19 protein-coding genes are annotated in these 16,687 nt (G+C 42.9%); 18 read left to right on the top strand and 1 reads right to left on the bottom strand.

Annotation, left to right across the window (positions count from 1 at the left end):
* Positions 1 to 37: 37 nt before the first annotated feature.
* From hprK to AKG37_RS08505, 8 genes are all read left to right on the top strand, one after another.
* Positions 38 to 970 carry an HPr(Ser) kinase/phosphatase gene (hprK, locus tag AKG37_RS08540; RefSeq protein WP_060698411.1) on the top strand — a complete coding sequence of 311 codons (933 nt, stop codon included), beginning with the start codon at positions 38 to 40 and terminating at the stop codon, positions 968 to 970.
* Positions 971 to 981: 11 nt separating this feature from the next.
* Positions 982 to 1,806, top strand: coding sequence for a prolipoprotein diacylglyceryl transferase (lgt, locus tag AKG37_RS08535; protein ID WP_060698410.1), 825 nt, complete (start codon positions 982 to 984; stop codon positions 1,804 to 1,806).
* A gap of 19 nt (positions 1,807 to 1,825) precedes the next feature.
* A complete protein-coding gene (locus AKG37_RS08530; RefSeq protein ID WP_060698409.1) occupies positions 1,826 to 2,770 on the top strand; it encodes a nucleoside recognition domain-containing protein in 945 nt (314 codons plus the stop codon).
* On the top strand, positions 2,767 to 3,417 hold the full coding sequence (gene ppaX, locus AKG37_RS08525; protein ID WP_060698408.1) for a pyrophosphatase PpaX: 651 nt from the start codon (positions 2,767 to 2,769) through the stop codon (positions 3,415 to 3,417). The genes AKG37_RS08530 and ppaX overlap by 4 nt, the downstream gene beginning before the upstream one ends.
* Position 3,418: 1 nt before the next feature.
* Complete coding sequence (locus tag AKG37_RS08520; protein WP_060698407.1) at positions 3,419 to 3,937, top strand: acyltransferase; 519 nt, start codon at positions 3,419 to 3,421, stop codon at positions 3,935 to 3,937.
* 70 nt (positions 3,938 to 4,007) lie between these two features.
* Positions 4,008 to 4,436 carry an Rrf2 family transcriptional regulator gene (locus AKG37_RS08515; protein ID WP_024423567.1) on the top strand — a complete coding sequence of 143 codons (429 nt, stop codon included), beginning with the start codon at positions 4,008 to 4,010 and terminating at the stop codon, positions 4,434 to 4,436.
* 86 nt (positions 4,437 to 4,522) lie between these two features.
* Entirely contained in the window at positions 4,523 to 5,164 is a 642-nt protein-coding gene (locus tag AKG37_RS08510) for an NAD(P)-dependent oxidoreductase (RefSeq protein ID WP_060698406.1), read from the top strand.
* A 21-nt stretch (positions 5,165 to 5,185) separates the two neighbouring features.
* The gene (locus AKG37_RS08505) at positions 5,186 to 5,818 is read left to right on the top strand and encodes a DsbA family protein (protein WP_060698405.1); all 633 of its coding nucleotides are present in this window, start codon (positions 5,186 to 5,188) and stop codon (positions 5,816 to 5,818) included.
* Between the two features lie 40 nt (positions 5,819 to 5,858).
* On the opposite strand, the gene AKG37_RS08500 is transcribed toward AKG37_RS08505, so the two are convergent.
* Entirely contained in the window at positions 5,859 to 6,653 is a 795-nt protein-coding gene (locus AKG37_RS08500) for a C39 family peptidase (RefSeq protein ID WP_060698404.1), read from the bottom strand.
* Between the two features lie 231 nt (positions 6,654 to 6,884).
* On the opposite strand from AKG37_RS08500, the gene AKG37_RS08495 reads away from it, so the two are divergent.
* From AKG37_RS08495 to AKG37_RS08450, 10 genes are all read left to right on the top strand, one after another.
* Positions 6,885 to 8,060, top strand: coding sequence for an ATP phosphoribosyltransferase regulatory subunit (locus AKG37_RS08495; RefSeq protein ID WP_060698403.1), 1,176 nt, complete (start codon positions 6,885 to 6,887; stop codon positions 8,058 to 8,060).
* Complete coding sequence (gene hisG, locus AKG37_RS08490; protein WP_060698402.1) at positions 8,053 to 8,694, top strand: ATP phosphoribosyltransferase; 642 nt, start codon at positions 8,053 to 8,055, stop codon at positions 8,692 to 8,694. The genes AKG37_RS08495 and hisG overlap by 8 nt, the downstream gene beginning before the upstream one ends.
* Complete coding sequence (gene hisD, locus AKG37_RS08485; RefSeq protein WP_060698401.1) at positions 8,691 to 9,977, top strand: histidinol dehydrogenase; 1,287 nt, start codon at positions 8,691 to 8,693, stop codon at positions 9,975 to 9,977. Before hisG ends, hisD begins: the two co-directional genes overlap by 4 nt.
* Positions 9,977 to 10,561: an imidazoleglycerol-phosphate dehydratase HisB gene (gene hisB, locus AKG37_RS08480; RefSeq protein ID WP_034660084.1), complete on the top strand. Its 585-nt coding sequence runs from the start codon at positions 9,977 to 9,979 to the stop codon at positions 10,559 to 10,561. The genes hisD and hisB overlap by 1 nt, the downstream gene beginning before the upstream one ends.
* A complete protein-coding gene (gene hisH / locus AKG37_RS08475) occupies positions 10,561 to 11,199 on the top strand; it encodes an imidazole glycerol phosphate synthase subunit HisH (RefSeq protein WP_060698400.1) in 639 nt (212 codons plus the stop codon). The genes hisB and hisH overlap by 1 nt, the downstream gene beginning before the upstream one ends.
* On the top strand, positions 11,196 to 11,933 hold the full coding sequence (gene hisA, locus AKG37_RS08470) for a 1-(5-phosphoribosyl)-5-[(5-phosphoribosylamino)methylideneamino]imidazole-4-carboxamide isomerase (RefSeq protein ID WP_060698399.1): 738 nt from the start codon (positions 11,196 to 11,198) through the stop codon (positions 11,931 to 11,933). The genes hisH and hisA overlap by 4 nt, the downstream gene beginning before the upstream one ends.
* On the top strand, positions 11,930 to 12,688 hold the full coding sequence (gene hisF / locus AKG37_RS08465; RefSeq protein WP_060698398.1) for an imidazole glycerol phosphate synthase subunit HisF: 759 nt from the start codon (positions 11,930 to 11,932) through the stop codon (positions 12,686 to 12,688). Before hisA ends, hisF begins: the two co-directional genes overlap by 4 nt.
* Positions 12,685 to 13,314 carry a bifunctional phosphoribosyl-AMP cyclohydrolase/phosphoribosyl-ATP diphosphatase HisIE gene (gene hisIE, locus AKG37_RS08460; RefSeq protein WP_060698397.1) on the top strand — a complete coding sequence of 210 codons (630 nt, stop codon included), beginning with the start codon at positions 12,685 to 12,687 and terminating at the stop codon, positions 13,312 to 13,314. The genes hisF and hisIE overlap by 4 nt, the downstream gene beginning before the upstream one ends.
* A gap of 133 nt (positions 13,315 to 13,447) precedes the next feature.
* On the top strand, positions 13,448 to 14,908 hold the full coding sequence (locus AKG37_RS08455; protein ID WP_060698396.1) for a tetratricopeptide repeat protein: 1,461 nt from the start codon (positions 13,448 to 13,450) through the stop codon (positions 14,906 to 14,908).
* Between the two features lie 365 nt (positions 14,909 to 15,273).
* The gene (locus tag AKG37_RS08450) at positions 15,274 to 16,662 is read left to right on the top strand and encodes a C40 family peptidase (RefSeq protein ID WP_060698395.1); all 1,389 of its coding nucleotides are present in this window, start codon (positions 15,274 to 15,276) and stop codon (positions 16,660 to 16,662) included.
* Positions 16,663 to 16,687 lie beyond the last annotated feature (25 nt).

Below are 16,687 nucleotides of genomic sequence, written 5' to 3'. Positions count from 1 at the left end.
TATTTCTGAATCGCCTGTGATAAAAGGAGGAAGAAGCGTGCCGAAAGTTCGTACGAAGGACATAATGGAACAATTTCATCTTGAACTGGTAAGTGGGGAAGAAGGGATTAATCGTCCCATTACAATCAGTGATCTTTCCAGACCAGGTATTGAAATGGCTGGTTATTTTACATATTACCCAAAAGAAAGAGTTCAACTTTTAGGGAAAACCGAGCTTTCTTTTTTTGAGCAGCTCCCAGAACGCGAACGAAAGCAGAGAATGATATCTCTTTGTACAGATATTACCCCTGCGATTATTTTGTCGCGAGATCGTGAGGTGCCGAAGGAATTAATTGAAGCTTCAAATGAAAATGGCGTGCCCGTTTTACGATCAAACCTAAAAACAACAAGACTTTCGAGTCGATTGACCAACTTTTTAGAAAGTAAACTTGCACCAACGACCGCAATCCATGGCGTGCTCGTCGATGTATATGGTGTAGGTGTATTGTTAATTGGGAAAAGCGGAGTAGGAAAAAGTGAAACAGCCTTAGAACTAGTGAAGAGGGGACATAGGCTGGTCGCAGACGATTGTGTGGAAATCCGTCAAGAGGATCAGGATACGTTAGTTGGGAGCGCACCAGAGCTGATTGAACATTTATTAGAAATCCGTGGATTAGGCATTATTAATGTGATGACCTTATTTGGAGCAGGCGCTGTCAGAAGCTATAAGAGAATTACGATTGTGATGAACCTTGAGCTTTGGGAACAAGGCAAACAGTATGATCGATTAGGACTTGAAGAAGAGAAAATGCGAATTATCGATACAGATGTACCGAAGCTGACTATCCCGGTACGGCCAGGACGAAACTTAGCGGTCATTATTGAGGTGGCTGCGATGAATTTCAGGTTGAAACGAATGGGACATAATGCAGCGGAACAATTTACAAGTAAACTTGCCGATGTTATTGAAGACAAGGGGCAGGATGAATAGGAGTTGTCTATATGAACGAAGCAATTCAGCCAATTGATCCGATTGCTTTTCAGCTCGGACCTATTTCGGTTCATTGGTATGGTGTGATCATTGGGGTCGGAGCCTTGCTTGGACTCTGGATCGCGCTGAGAGAATGTGAAAAAAGAGGTATCAATAAAGATACGTTTATTGACTTAATCTTATTTGCTATTCCAATAGCGATTATTTGTGCGCGAATTTATTATGTATCTTTCGAATGGGATTACTATCAGCAGCATCCAAACGAAATCATCAAGATTTGGAATGGTGGAATTGCCATTCACGGCGGGTTGATCGGTGCTGTGCTGACAGCCATCGTTTTTACAAAAGTGAGAAAGGTATCCTTTTGGAAAATAGCTGACGTAGCAGCACCTAGTATTTTATTAGGTCAGGCGATTGGACGCTGGGGGAACTTTATTAACCAAGAAGCGCACGGTGGGGCAGTTTCAAGAGCCTTTTTAGAAAATTTGCATCTGCCTGAGTTTATCATTAATCAGATGTATATTGATGGAACCTATTATCACCCAACGTTCTTATACGAATCATTATGGAATCTTGTCGGTGTTGTGATATTAATTTTATTACGCAGAACATCACTGCGCAGAGGCGAAATCTTCTTGTCATATTTAATTTGGTATTCAATCGGTCGTTTTTTCATTGAAGGTATGAGAACAGACAGCTTAATGCTGACAGAGCATCTTCGAATCGCACAGATGATTTCGATTGTGATCTTTGCAGTGGCTATTCTGCTGATTTTCTATAGAAGAATAAAAGGATTTGCATCAATTCCGTATAAAGAGAACAACTCATCGAATTAAGTAGGGGGGATCAGAAGAGATGGGAGAGACATGGAAAAATGGCTTGAAAGCAGGGCTATCGACAACATGGACACTTGGAAAAGTCATCTTTCCAGTTACCATTCTCGTCAGCATCTTGCAGCATACACCTGTGATGGATTGGATCATCCAATTTATACGACCATTTATGGGGTTGTTTGGCCTTTCAGGAGAAGCGGCTATTCCGCTTGTATTAGGAAATATGCTGAACTTGTATGCTGGTATTGCAGCTATTTTGACATTAGAGCTTCCTGTGAAGGAAGTGTTTATTTTGGCCGTAATGCTGTCCTTTTGCCATAACCTGATCATTGAATCGACAGTGGCAGCAAAGGTTGGACTGAGAGTGTCTGTGATTTTGTTAGTCAGAATCAGTCTTGCTGTTATTTCAGCTATTGTCATTCATCTCGTTTGGCAGGGAGGCGAGGAGCCGGCGCAATATGGTTTGCTGACGGCAGCTCAGGCGGCTGATGTGCCTTCTAGTTGGTATATGATCATCCTTCTTGCTTTGCAAAAAGCCGTACTTGGTGTGTTCCAGCTCGCCTGTATCGTCATTCCTCTTATGATCATCATTCAATTCATGAGAGATTTAGGGTGGCTCCATACGTTGTCTAAGTGGCTGTCACCTTTTACTAGAATGCTTGGAATGAAAGAAAATACATCTATGACGATGGTGGCTGGATTAACGATTGGTCTGGCGTACGGTGCCGGCGTGATGATAAAGGCAGTGGAAGAGGACGGTGTGAGTAAAAAGGATTTAACCCTTGCGTTCATTTTTCTCGTTGCCTGTCATGCGGTGGTCGAAGATACGCTGATTTTTATTCCGCTCGGTATTCCAGTGTGGCCGCTTCTCGTCATCCGCCTCATTTCTGCAATTTTATTGACAGCTGCCATTAGCTATATTTGGCGGAAGAGAGAACATGCAGCTGTTAGAAAGGAAGCCATATGAACGACTCAACGATCAACACAGTGCTATTTGATTTAGATGGTACATTAATCAATACAAATGAATTAATTATTGCGTCATTCCAGCATACGCTGGACCATTATTATCCTGGTCAGTACAGCCGTGAAGATATCCTACATTTCATTGGCCCGTCATTGTTTGATACATTTTCTGCGATGGACCCTGATTTGACGGATGACATGATTCAGATGTACCGAACGTTTAATCATGAACAGCATGATCTGCTTGTGACTGAATATGAGACTGTTTTAGACACCTTGAAAGTTCTTCAGGATCGTGGATTTAAACTTGGTATTGTCACAACGAAGATACGAGATACCGTTTTAATGGGATTGAAGCTGACTGGTTTAGAGCCGTTTTTTGAGGTCATTGTGACGCTTGATGATGTACAAAATGAGAAACCGCATCCCGAACCTGTCCAGCTGGCATTATCAAAGCTTGGCAGTGATCCGCATGAAGCAGTGATGGTCGGCGATAATTATCACGACATTTTGTCTGGTCAAGCGGCAGGGACAAAAACAGCAGGTGTTGCTTGGTCTATTAAGGGAGAAGAGGCCCTTTTAAAACATCGTCCTGATTTCATGCTGAAGAAAATGAGTGATCTCCTGGCGATTGTTGGAGCTGATTAAGTTGAGAAAAACAGATCGTTATCCTGTAAAAGGGGTCAATTCGCTTAGACAAGTCTATCGAACGGTCCCCTTTCTCAAAGTCGTGAAAAACTTTATCTTTATTCAATTGGCACGGTACACACCATTTATGGGAATGAAAAATTGGATATACCGTACCTTTCTTCGGATGAAGGTCGGTGAGGATACGGCGTTTGCCCTTATGGTGATGGTGGATCTTATGTTTCCCGAGAAAATTACGGTCGGTCGAAATAGTGTGATTGGCTATAACACGACCATCTTGTCTCATGAGTATTTGATTAAAGAGTACAGACTTGGGGAAATCTATATTGGTGATGAAGTCTTAATTGGAGCCAATTCAACTATTTTACCCGGTGTGACAATTGGAGATGGGGCGATCGTATCGGCTGGTACACTTGTTCATAAGGATGTTCCAGCAGGCTCATTTGTTGGAGGAAATCCAATGCGCATGATTTATACGAAAGAAGAAATGGAAGCACGTCAATCTAAGTCTGCTGAGTAGCTCGGCAGACTTTTTTGTTGACAATGTGATACAGGTGTAACTATAATGATTACAACAGAGGTGAGGAAACATGAAAATCAGCAGCAGATTTACTGTCGCTGTCCATATTCTGGCCTTGCTATCACTTGAAAAAGGATCTTTACAGACATCGGAGGATATCGCGGGTAGTGTGAATACAAACCCAGTGGTCATCCGCCGCATTATGAGTAAATTAAAAAAAGCAGGCCTAATCTCAACGAGTCTTGGTAAAGGTGGTTCTCAGCTGAACCGCAGTGAAGACGACATCACACTGCTCGATGTGTATAAAGCGGTTGAAGTCGTAGATGAGGGAGAATTGTTTCAAATTCATGAAAGCCCAAATCCTGACTGCCCAATCGGTGCAAACATTCAAGCGGTGCTTGAATTAATTTTATGCCGCGCTCAAAGTGCGATGGAGCAAGTGCTTGCTGAGATCAAGTTAAGTGAACTAACGCATGTGTTAATCAAAAAAATTGGATGATCTATTCAATTTTTTTTACCTCTGTTGTAACTGGATTGGTTACACCTTTTTGATCAACATAAAACCATATTGTAGGAGGAGTTAACATGAAAATTGGAATTATTGGCGCAACAGGTAAAGCAGGACAAGAAATTGTAAAAGAGGCTCAATCTAGAGGACATGAGGTGACGGCGATTGTCCGAGATGCACAAAAGGTAACGGATTCATCATTAGCCGTTCTAGAAAAGGATGTGTTTCATTTGCAGGCAGAAGACATCAAAGGCTTTGATGTGATTGTGAATGCATTTGGCGCACCTGCTGGACAAGAGCACCTTCACGTAGAAGCTGGGAAAAAGCTTATTGATATTTTAAAAGAGGCACCTGAGACTCGTTTAATCGTTGTGGGCGGAGCAGGAAGTCTATTTGTAGATGAGGCAAAAACAACAAGACTTGTGGATACACCAGAATTTCCAAAAGAATATGTACCTACTGCTTCACAGCAAGGAGAAAACCTAAAAGATCTTCAACAGACTGAAGGATTGAAATGGACCTTCCTCAGCCCAGCAGCATTCTTTCATCCAGCTGGCAAACGTACGGGTTCTTACGTGAAAGGGAAAGACCATCTGATTGTCAATTCTAAAGGGGACAGCTATGTGAGCTATGCTGATTACGCCATTGCATTGGTTGATGAAGTGGAGCAGGCAGCTCATGTTGGCGAACGTTTTACCGTTGTATCTGAAGCAGAATAAGCAAAATGGGGAGTCTAACGTATGAATGAGCAAGAATTGTCTTTGATTTATGTATGGGATGCGTATTGTGGCTGGTGTTATGGGTTTTCAAACAGTATCCGCACTTTGCATGAAAATCATCCAGAGATACCACTAACACTTGTGTCGGGCGGTTTATTTGTAGGAGAAAGAAGTCTTCCCATAAAGGATTATCCACACATTCCAGAAGCAAATCAGCGTATTAGTCAGCTGACTGGAGTCGAATTTGGTGAACGTTATCAGGAGCTGTTAGCAAAAGGAACGTTCCTTTTAGACTCTGAGGCTGCGGCCATTGGGTTTTCAGCATTAAAATTCATTGCACCAGAGCGTGCATTGGAATTGGCTTCATCGATGCAAAAGGCTTTTTATCAAGACGGAAAAAGCCTGAGTGATGAAGAAACGTATCGGGATATCGCTTTGGCACATCATCTTGATTTTGAAGCAGTTATTGAACGCATGAAAACAAAAGAAGCAATGCATGATGCGTATGCTGACTTTGCGAAGGTTCATCAACTACATGTGAATGGCTACCCTACACTTTTATTAAAAAAAGGGAATGAATACTTCAGCCTGGGCGGTGGTGCGATGACTGCTGAAAAGCTTGAAGCTCGCCTGACGGAATTGCTAGAAAAATAATCATTAAAAAACAACCTCTATCCACACAGAGGTTGTTTTTTTACGCTTTAATGATAATCGCCTGACTGCCCATCTGTTCCCAAGAATCTTCGAATCGATCACGGTCCACTTTCTGATTCTTTTGCCCGTATGGGTTATTCAAGTAGACATGCTCCTTGTCATAGCCTGTGATCACGACGCTATGCTCATTGAAGCTTACATCTATTTTGCCATTTGGTGTATTCCATGTTTCGATGTTATCTGTTTTGTCAAAGGTGGATGTCGTAATCACCCAGACAGGATAACCCTTTTCAAGTGATTGATAAATGGCCTTTTTGACAGGCTTTCCGGTTAAGTCGACAACTTGATCGCCTGCGTATTTTTTCGCAAGCTGATAAATAGGTTCATGGTAAACACCAAGACCTGGTCCATTCTCCATATCGCCTACAAATCCGTCATGAGGGTCTCCTTTTAAGCCATTTTCATAATTGAGCGGAACTCGCTTGATTTCATTTGCCAATGCGTTTTTTGTTACATGCTCATAGCCACTGTAATGAAGCAGCATCGCTAAGCTCGTAACTTCGCATCCGTTATAAAGCCTTGGGGCGTCCATTTGATTGTAGAGGATGACGTCCATGGCTTGTTTGCTTCCTTTTAATGAATGCTTTGTGGTTTCTGTTTTTTTCGTTGAACGGGTTTCTTCAGCAGAGAGTGCTGTATCGTTGTCTTTTTCTTTCGCTGATTCTTGTGGCGAAGCTGTTTTCTTGACTTGATCGAATTGTGAAACATAAATAAAGCCGAAATAAACAAGACATGCGCACAACAAAGTTAAGATGAATGTCTGGATGAATTTCACTGTAATCTCCTGTGTTATTCAATATTTTTAAGTATTATAGCACGTTCCTACATCAAACATGCAGAAAAGGAGCAGGTGTCACTTGAATGTAATAATTCCAGAATATGTTGATGAAAATAAGAGAAATAAAAATGATTGATTTAATCACTTTATTTTGTTAGCATATTATCATATTAGCGAACTAAAGGATTCGGAATTTTTTGTTTTAATGTGTTGGAGGTGCGGAAGAACATGTTTATGTTTGAGAAACCATATGGTATGCGGGATTCATTACCCGGATTGTATGAGACGAAGAAAAAAGTAAGACATTCTTTAACAGAGGTCATGAATGGCTGGGGTTTCCGTTTGATGGAGACACCAACGCTTGAATTTTACGATACAGTCGGTGTTCAATCGGCGATTACAGATACACAGCTTTTTAAGCTTCTTGATCAAAACGGGCAAACCCTAGTGCTGAGACCTGATATGACGGGGCCGATTGCGAGAGTGGCAGCTTCCAAGCTTCACGAACAGGCGTATCCACTTCGTGTTGGGTATGCAGCGAGTGTGTTTCGTGCGCAGGAAAGAGAAGGCGGGAGGCCGTCAGAATTTGAGCAGGTCGGAATTGAATTGATTGGTGATGGTTCAATTAGTGCAGATGCTGAAGTAATTGCGCTTGTCGTATTTGCATTAAAAAATGCGGGGCTTCAATCCTTCAAAATAGCGATCGGACATGTCGCTTTAGCAGAGACGTTATTTGTCGATGTATTGGGAAATACAGAGCGGGCAAACGTCCTTCGCCGCTTCTTATATGAAAAGAATTATGTAGGATATCGTCAGCATGTGAAGCAATTGCCGCTCTCTTCCATCGATAAAATGAGGCTGTTGCAGCTTTTGGAGCTAAGAGGCGGCCAGGAAGTTACAGAGCGGGCAGAGGAAATTGTCGTGTCACAAGAAGGAAAAGAAGTGCTCGCACAGTTAAAGTCGCTTTGGGAAACACTTGATGATTATGGCTGTACAGAATATATCCGTTTAGATTTAAGCATGGTGAGTCATATGAGCTATTATACAGGTATTTTGTTTGAAGTATTTGCAGATCATGTTGGATCTGTCATCGGAAGTGGCGGTAGATATGATCAATTGCTTGCTCATTTTGATGCACCTGCACCAGCTACAGGCTTCGGACTTCGATTAGACCGCCTTCTTGAAGCGCTCGATGCAAAAGAAATCATTGAGCCGCAGGAGGCTGTGATTTTTAGTAAAGAACAAAGACTGGAAGCTTTTGCTTTTGCAGAAAAGGAGCGGTCAAAAGGGAAAAAGATCGTTCTGCAAGACTTAGCTGGGATTGAAAATATTGACGCGATGACCAAGGCATTTGAGCGGGTGACTTATTTTATTGGCGCTAGAAAGGGAGAGCAAAATGGGTAAAGTGTTGACAATGGCGATGCCAAAGGGCCGGATATTTGAAGAGGCAGTTGGGCTGTTAAGGCAGGCCGGCTACCAGCTGCCAGAGGAATTCGAGGATTCAAGAAAATTAATCATTGATGTACCGGAAGAAAACCTCCGCTTTATTTTAGCTAAGCCAATGGATGTGACGACATATGTAGAGCACGGTGTGGCAGATGTGGGCATTGCAGGGAAGGATGTCATGCTTGAAGAATCTCGTGATGTGTATGAAGTGCTTGATTTAAACATCAGCAAATGTCATTTAGCTGTAGCCGGATTGCCAGGAGCCAGCTGGGGCAGCGTCGCACCGCGTGTGGCAACAAAGTACCCAAATGTCGCATCGTCCTATTTTAGAGAACAAGGGGAGCAGGTGGAGATCATTAAGCTGAATGGCTCCATTGAATTAGCACCGCTCATCGGACTTGCCGATCGCATCGTTGACATTGTCTCTACAGGCCAAACACTAAAAGAAAATGGACTTGTTGAAACGGAACATATTTGTGATATTACATCACGTTTTATAGTCAATCCTGTAAGCTATCGAATGAAGGATACAGTGATTGATGAAATGGCACAGCGTCTGGCGAAAATCATCGAAGGAGAGGAATCATCATGAACATCACCTATATACAAGAAGGTGGGACGGACAATCTCTCCATCAAACGATCTTTAGATACAGGGACGGAAGCGCAACGTCAGGCTGTTCAGCGCATTATAGAAGAAGTGAGAAAAAAAGGTGATGAAGCTGTACGTTCTTTTACGAAGCAATTCGATGGCGTGTTGATTGAACATCCGCTTGTCACAGAAGGTGAAATGGAAGAAGCTTACGAACGTTTGGATAAAGAGATGGTTCAGATTATCCAAACGGCTATCAAGCATATTCGAACATACCACGAACGTCAGCTGACATCCTCTTGGTTTTATCACCAAAAGGACGGCTCAATGCTTGGACAAAAGGTAACGCCGCTTGATGCGGTAGGTGTGTATGTTCCAGGCGGCACAGCGGCTTATCCATCATCTGTTCTCATGAATGTCATCCCGGCACTTGTCGCTGGCGTTGAACGGATCGTTCTTGTGACACCACCAGGGAAAGACGGCCGGCTCTCTGATGCTGTGTTAGTGGCTGCAAAGGAGCTGGGGATTTCAGAAATGTACAAAATGGGCGGTGCTCAGGCGGTTGCCGCTGTTGCCTATGGAACTGAGAGCATCCAGCCTGTTGATAAAATCACAGGTCCAGGCAACATATATGTAGCACTTGCCAAGAGGGAAGTATTTGGTCAAGTAGACATTGATATGATCGCAGGTCCAAGTGAAATTGCGGTTCTAGCAGACGAAACGGCAGCTGCACATGAGGTTGCGGCTGATTTGTTATCGCAGGCAGAGCACGATGCGCTGGCATCTAGTATTTTGGTGACACCGTCTAAGGCACTTGCTGAAAGCGTGCAGGCTGAGGTGCAAAAGCAGCTGGATACTTTACCAAGAAAATCAATCGCAGCACAATCCATACAAGATCATGGCCGTATTTATGTGACAGAATCAATTGATCGTGCAGTAGACGTGGTTAACCAATTAGCGCCAGAGCACTTAGAGGTGCTGACAGCATATCCAGAATCACTTCTTGGTCAAATCAAGCATGCAGGGGCCATTTTCTTAGGGCGTTATAGTCCAGAGCCGGTGGGCGATTATTTTGCAGGACCGAATCATGTGCTGCCAACAAACGGAACAGCTCGATTCTCCAGCCCGCTTGGTGTGACCGATTTTCAAAAGAAAACGAGCATTATTTCATATAGCCAAGAAGCCTTCGAGACACACAGGGAAAGCATTGCGGCTTTTGCAAGATTAGAAGGGCTTGAAGCGCATGCAAGGTCAATTGAAGCGAGAAAGCGGGAGGAATCGTAATGAGACAGGCAGAAACAGCGAGACAAACAAATGAAACGAATATTTCTTTAGCGCTAGAAATTGATGGAGAAGGAAAAGCAGATATTCAAACAGATGTCCCTTTTATGACACACATGCTTGATCTATTTACGAAGCATGGACACTTTAATTTGACCGTCGATGCAAAAGGGGATACCGATGTTGATGATCACCACACGACAGAAGATATTGGCATCGTGCTAGGACAGATGTTTAAAGAAGCACTTGGTGATAAAAAAGGAATCAAGCGCTACGGCTCCAGCTTTGTTCCGATGGATGAAACACTTGCCCAAGTAGTAGTTGACCTTAGCAATCGTCCGCATTTGGAAATGAGAGCCGCTTTCCCTAGCCAGAAGGTCGGTACTTTTGATACAGAGTTAGTACATGAATTCCTGTGGAAATTTGCCCTTGAAGCCCGTATAAATCTTCATGTGATTGTTCATTACGGAACGAATACACACCATATGATTGAAGCCATTTTTAAAGCAATGGCACGTGCCTTAGATGAAGCAACAACCATTGATCCACGAGTGAAAGGTATACCGTCAACAAAGGGGATGCTCTAATGATCGGAGTCATTGATTACGGAATGGGAAATTTGTTCAGCGTTTCAAAAGCACTGGAACGAGCTGGTGCCCGCTATATCGTCTCATCTGATGTAGAGGAGCTCAAAAAGGCAGATGCCTATATTTTGCCCGGAGTCGGTTCGTTTCGTGATGCAATGCAGCTATTAAGACAAACAGGACTTGAGGCGTTTATCCACCAAGTCGTGCAGGAAGGAAAGCTGTTATTCGGCATTTGCCTTGGCATGCAACTGTTATTTGAAGAAAGCGAAGAAGCGGGAAATACAAAAGGACTGGGGCTGTTAAAAGGACGTGTTGTCCTTCTAAAGGATCGTGATCAGGACGGACAAAGGCTGAAGGTTCCTCATATGGGGTGGAATGAACTTACATTTCATCAGCCCTCCCCATTGTTTGATGGTGTACCGGAAGGATTTGCGTACTTTGTTCACTCTTATTATGTGAGTGAGATGAATCCAGATGAGCAATTAGCAAGTGCGGCATACGGTGTTCAAGTACCAGCAGTTGTCGGTAAGGGGAATGTGCTTGGCGCACAGTTTCATCCTGAAAAAAGCAGTACAACCGGAATGGCGATGCTCAAACAATTTATTCAATTAGCAAACGAACAGAGGGTGAACAAATGAGTGAATTTACATTATATCCAGCGATTGATATGAGAAATGGCAAATGTGTACGGCTTGTGCAAGGAGATTATGATCAAGAAACCATTTATGGAGATTCGCCGCTCGATATGGCTACGCAGTTTGCCAAGGAAGGAGCAAAATGGATTCATCTTGTTGACCTAGATGGTGCAAAGGCAGGGAAACGCGTCAATCATGAGCATGTGCTAGCAATTGCTTCCTCCTTAGATGTGAATGTTCAAATTGGCGGCGGCATTCGGACAGAAGAAGACGTTGCCTTTTATTTAAGCAATGGCGTAGCTAGAGTGATTCTCGGCAGCTCTGCTGTGTCTAATCCAGCCTTTGTAAAAAAAATGCTGGCGCAATATGGGGAGAAAATAGCCATTGGGATTGATGCACGAAATGGCTTTGTATCGACTGAAGGCTGGCTGGAAACGTCGAAAGTGAAGGCGGAGGAACTCGGCAGGGAATTAGCAAAGGAAGGCGCAGAGGTCTTTATTTTCACCGATATTCAAATGGATGGCATGCTGTCTGGTCCCAATGTGGAAAGCACGGTTCGCTTAGCAGAAGCAACAGGAAAACAAGTGATTGCGTCAGGTGGTGTCAGTGCGGTAGCTGATGTGCAAAAGCTGTCAGCACAAAAACAGTCTGGTGTATCTGGTGCGATCATTGGAAAGGCACTTTACACGAAGCAGTTTACTTTAACAGAAGCGTTTGAAGGGCTTGACCGCATATGATGACAAAACGAATTATCCCATGTCTTGATGTGAAAGAAGGGCGTGTTGTAAAAGGGGTGCAATTCCTTGGCTTAAAGGATGCTGGTGATCCGGTAGAATTAGCGCAGATTTATGATGAGGAAGGGGCGGATGAACTTGTCTTTCTTGATATTTCCGCCTCTCATGAAGGCCGGAAAACGATGGTGGATGTGGTCAAGCAAGTCGCGTCTACGCTTGCTATCCCTTTTACAGTAGGCGGCGGGATTAACCACCTTGATGACATGAAGCGCATATTAAGAGCTGGTGCAGACAAGGTATCTGTGAATACAGCGGCTGTGTTAAGGCCGGAACTGATTTCAGAAGGCGCTGATTTTTTTGGAACCCAGTGCATCGTTGTCGCAATTGATGCAAAATACGATCAAGAGAAAAAAGCATATATGGTTTATACACACGGAGGGCGCCGTCAAACGGAATTAGAGGTCAGCGACTGGGCGAAGGAAGCTGTTCGGCGAGGTGCAGGTGAAATTTTGCTGACAAGTATGGATGCCGATGGTGAAAAAACAGGCTTTGACCATCGATTGACAAAGCTTGTATCAGAAGCAGTCACTGTGCCAGTTATCGCCTCTGGTGGCGCTGGCAATGCCCAGCATATGCTGGAGGCATTTACAAAAGGAGAAGCTGATGCAGCATTAGCAGCCTCCATCTTCCATTATAAAGAGACCTCAATTCAAGAGGTGAAGATATATTTGAAAGAACACGGGGTGAAAGTCAGATGAAACAGGTAAACGAATTAACCTTTAATGAGGCAGGCTTGATTCCTGCAATCGTTCAGGATGCTCAAAGTAAGGAAGTATTGACGCTGGCATATATGAATCAAGAATCCTATGAAAAAACGTTGGAAACAGGTGAAACATGGTTTTATAGCCGGTCGAGAAAAGAACTTTGGCACAAAGGTGCCACATCAGGACATACACAGCAAGTCACCTCTATTCGATATGACTGTGACAAAGATGCTCTGCTTGTCCTTGTGATACCAAGCGGCCCGGCCTGTCATACTGGCAGCTACAGCTGTTTTTCAGAAGATGGCGTGAAGCCCCAAGGCGGAGAGCAGGATCGTTTTGCAATTCTAAATGAGCTTGAACAGGTTATTGCAAAGCGTCAGGCGGAAATGCCAGAAGGCGCTTATACAACCTATCTATTTGAAAAAGGGGTCGATAAAATCCTGAAAAAGGTAGGGGAAGAAGCATCCGAGGTCATCATTGCAGCGAAGAACCGGGATCAAGAAGAATTAAAATGGGAAACAGCCGACCTCCTGTATCATCTTCTTGTGTTATTACGTGAACAGCAATTGCCGCTTGATGATGTATTAAAGGTATTAAAAAAGCGTCATCAAGGAGAATGAAAAGCCGGGGGCACCCTGGCTTTTTGCTTTAGAATAAAAGAAAAACAAATCCACCCTTTTCTTTTGTTCTATGTGACGGCTCGTGAAGTATGTTATACTACACACGGTACACTGTTCGAAATGGAGGGTATCGGTGAGTAAATACACTTCTCAAAATAATCACACACAAGTCGTCCAACTATTTCAAGATGGGCATTACTTTTTTCATAAAGGTCTTAAAGCATATAGAGAACGAAATTTGTCTAGGGCAAGTAAGCTGATACAGCGGGCCATCGTACTTGAGCCTGAAAATGTAGAAATGCTGTCACAGCTTGCCATTATCTATACGGAAATGGGTCATTACCAGCAATCAAACGAACTGCTTGATTTCATCCTTGAACACATCGATGAAAACATGTCTGAGTGTCATTATTTTAAAGCCAATAATTATGCCAATCTCGGACTCTTTCAAGAAGCATATAAATCAGCTACTGCTTATGCCGCGCTGGAAGAGAACGGGGAATTTGCGGATGAAAATGACGATCTCCTTGACCTGCTCGATATGAGCGACGAAGAGGACGAAGATTTTCCTTATGATCAGGATGACCTGATTGTCAAGCAGGATCAAGCGAACTATTTGCTAGAAAGCGGCAGGCTGGATGAAGCCATCGAGATGCTGGAACAGATGATTGTTGAGTATCCAGAATTTTGGTCAGCGTATAATAATCTCGCTTTGGCCTATTTTTATTCTGGTCGAATCCATCAGGCGAAAGAAATGTTGAACCGGGTCCTTCATGAAAATCCCGGTAATCTGCATGCCCTTTGCAATCAGCTTGTCTTCTACCACTATGAAAAAGAAGCAGAGAAGGTCAATGTGTTAGCAGAGCAATTAACGCACGTGTATCCAATACTAAGTGAACAGCGTTATAAGCTTGGTGCAACATTTGCTCTCGTCGGGGAATTTGAATGGGCCTTTAAATGGCTTTATTCCTTGTACAAAACAGGCTTTCAGGGAGATAGTACATTTTTATATTGGCTTGCAAGCGCAGCCTACCATACAGGCCACAAATCGCTCGCACAAACGGTTTGGGATAAGATGGTCGAAGAAGATATCGATGCAGATGAAATCAAGCCGTGGCAGGATAAACCTGAGGAGACTGAGCCAATGGTCTCAATTGAGGAACGGCTGACTGCGTACTATGTCAGCAAACAAAAAGGGGAACGTGACGTTCTGCAATCTGTCCTTGATGCGAGAGCGGCAAAAACAGCCTTTGAAAAGCAATTCATCGAACTGCTTTTGTATGAAGATGAAATGGAAGAACGGTCTTTTTCAGAAGACGCGATTTTTGCAAAACAGGCGGCAGCTAGTTTGGAAGAAGCCGTTCAGCCTGACAGCCATATGCCATATTTCTGGCTATTTCACATTATTCAGCAGGCACGTGCTTCTGGTGTCGATAAGAAAAATGCACCGGCATGGGCGGCAGCGGCTTATTATCTATGGATGAATGAACAAGAAGAATCATCTGTCAGTAAAAAAGAGATTGCAGCCTCTTTTCAGATCAGCGCTCAAACGTTGTCTAAATATGAACATGTCATTTGTACATTAATCGATTAAATAGGTAAATAGATTCAGAACAATGCAGCATGGCCGAAAAGGTCATGCTTTTTTCTTGGATAAAAAGGTGGAATTTACAAGGATATGGCGAAGTATGACAATCACGACATGTTTTTGAAACATAAATGTAATAAAAATATTAGCTCATTTTGTCGATGTCTCATGTATAATGAAACTCGTGGATTAAAACAAAGACATATATTTAAATATTTTACTATACATAAATGAAACACCTAGTGATAGAAACAATCTGGTCAACATCTGACTGATCAATCAGGAAGAAAGACATAGAGAGCACAGATTGGTCGCAGAGAATTTGCTGCTTTCTAATGTCGCTTGGGAAATTGTCAAAGGAGGAACTATTCGTGAAAAAGTTTATTACTTTCGGTTTAGCTTCGGTGATCGGAGCGAGCGGTTTATTTATCCCATTTACGCATGAAGCAAACGCACAGAACTTTGAACAAAAGAAACAAGAACTAGACAGCAAGCAATCTGAGGTAAGCAAGAATCTTCAAAAGAAAAAAGAAGAGCTTTCAAAGCTTGAAGCAAAACAAGAGGCACTTGCACTAAAGCTTAAAGATATTGATGAGAAAGCTTTAAAAACAAGTGATCAAATCGAAGAAAAACAAAAAGAAAATGAAAAAACAAAAAAAGAAATCAAAGCACTAAAAAAAGAAATTGCTGATACTGAAAAACGTATTGAAGAAAGAAACGAATTCTTGAAAAAGCGTGTACGTGCGCTTCAAGAAAGCGGCGGTTCTACTAAATACATAGATGTATTACTAGGAGCAAAAAGCTTTAGCGATTTCATCAGCCGTGCGGGTGCAGTATCAACACTCATCAACGCAGACAGCGAAATCATTAAAGAGCAAGAAAAAGACAAAGCTGAGCTTCAAAAGTCCGAAAACGAATTAAATACAAAGCTTGAAAATGTGCAAAACACACTTGCAAAGCTTGAAACACTTCAAACAGACTTGAATAAACAGCTTGATGAAAAAGACAAGCTATTCAAGCAAGTGAAAAAGCAAAAAGGAAGTGCTTTTTCTGAAATCAGTGAGTTAAACAGTGAGGCTAACAGCATTGCATCTGAAAAAGACGCAACAATTGCTGCACAAAAACAAGCTGAAAAAGAAGCTAGAGAAGCTGCTCAAGAAGCGGCTCAAAAAGCAAAAGAAGAAAAATCACAAAGACAAGAGCAGCGTCAAGCTAGTGTTCAAGCAGAAGACAACAGTTCTACGAACGATAGCAGCCCGTCTTCAAATAACAGTGGATCATCTAATAATAACAACAACAGCAGTTCACCAAGCAAGAAGCCATCTTCTGGCGGTGGATCACCTGTCAGCAGTAACGTAGGCGGAATCGAAGGTGCAATCAGCACAGGTTCTACTATTGTTGGACAATCTCCATATAAATGGGGCGGCGGTAGATCACAATCCGATATTGACGCACGTCGTTTTGACTGTTCTTCATTCGTTCGCTGGGCATTCGCAGCAGCAGGCATCAACCTTGGACCAGCTGGCGGTACAACAACAGATACGCTTGTAGGTAAAGGAAGAGCTGTAAGTGCATCTGACATGAAACGCGGAGACCTTGTGTTCTTTGATACGTATAAAGTAAATGGACACGTTGGGATTTACTTAGGAAACGGTACATTCTTGAACGATAACAGCTCTCGCGGTGTTTCAGTTGACTCAATGAGCAACGTATACTGGAAAAAAGCATTCAAAGGCGTTGTAAGAAGAGTCGTTGAATAAATCATTACTTTGTATATAACCGTAA

The sequence above is a fragment of the Bacillus australimaris genome (assembly GCF_001307105.1).
Lineage (GTDB): Bacteria > Bacillota > Bacilli > Bacillales > Bacillaceae > Bacillus > Bacillus australimaris.
The sequence above is the reverse complement of the archived record's forward strand: the minus strand, read 5'-3'. Positions and strand labels throughout refer to the sequence as shown.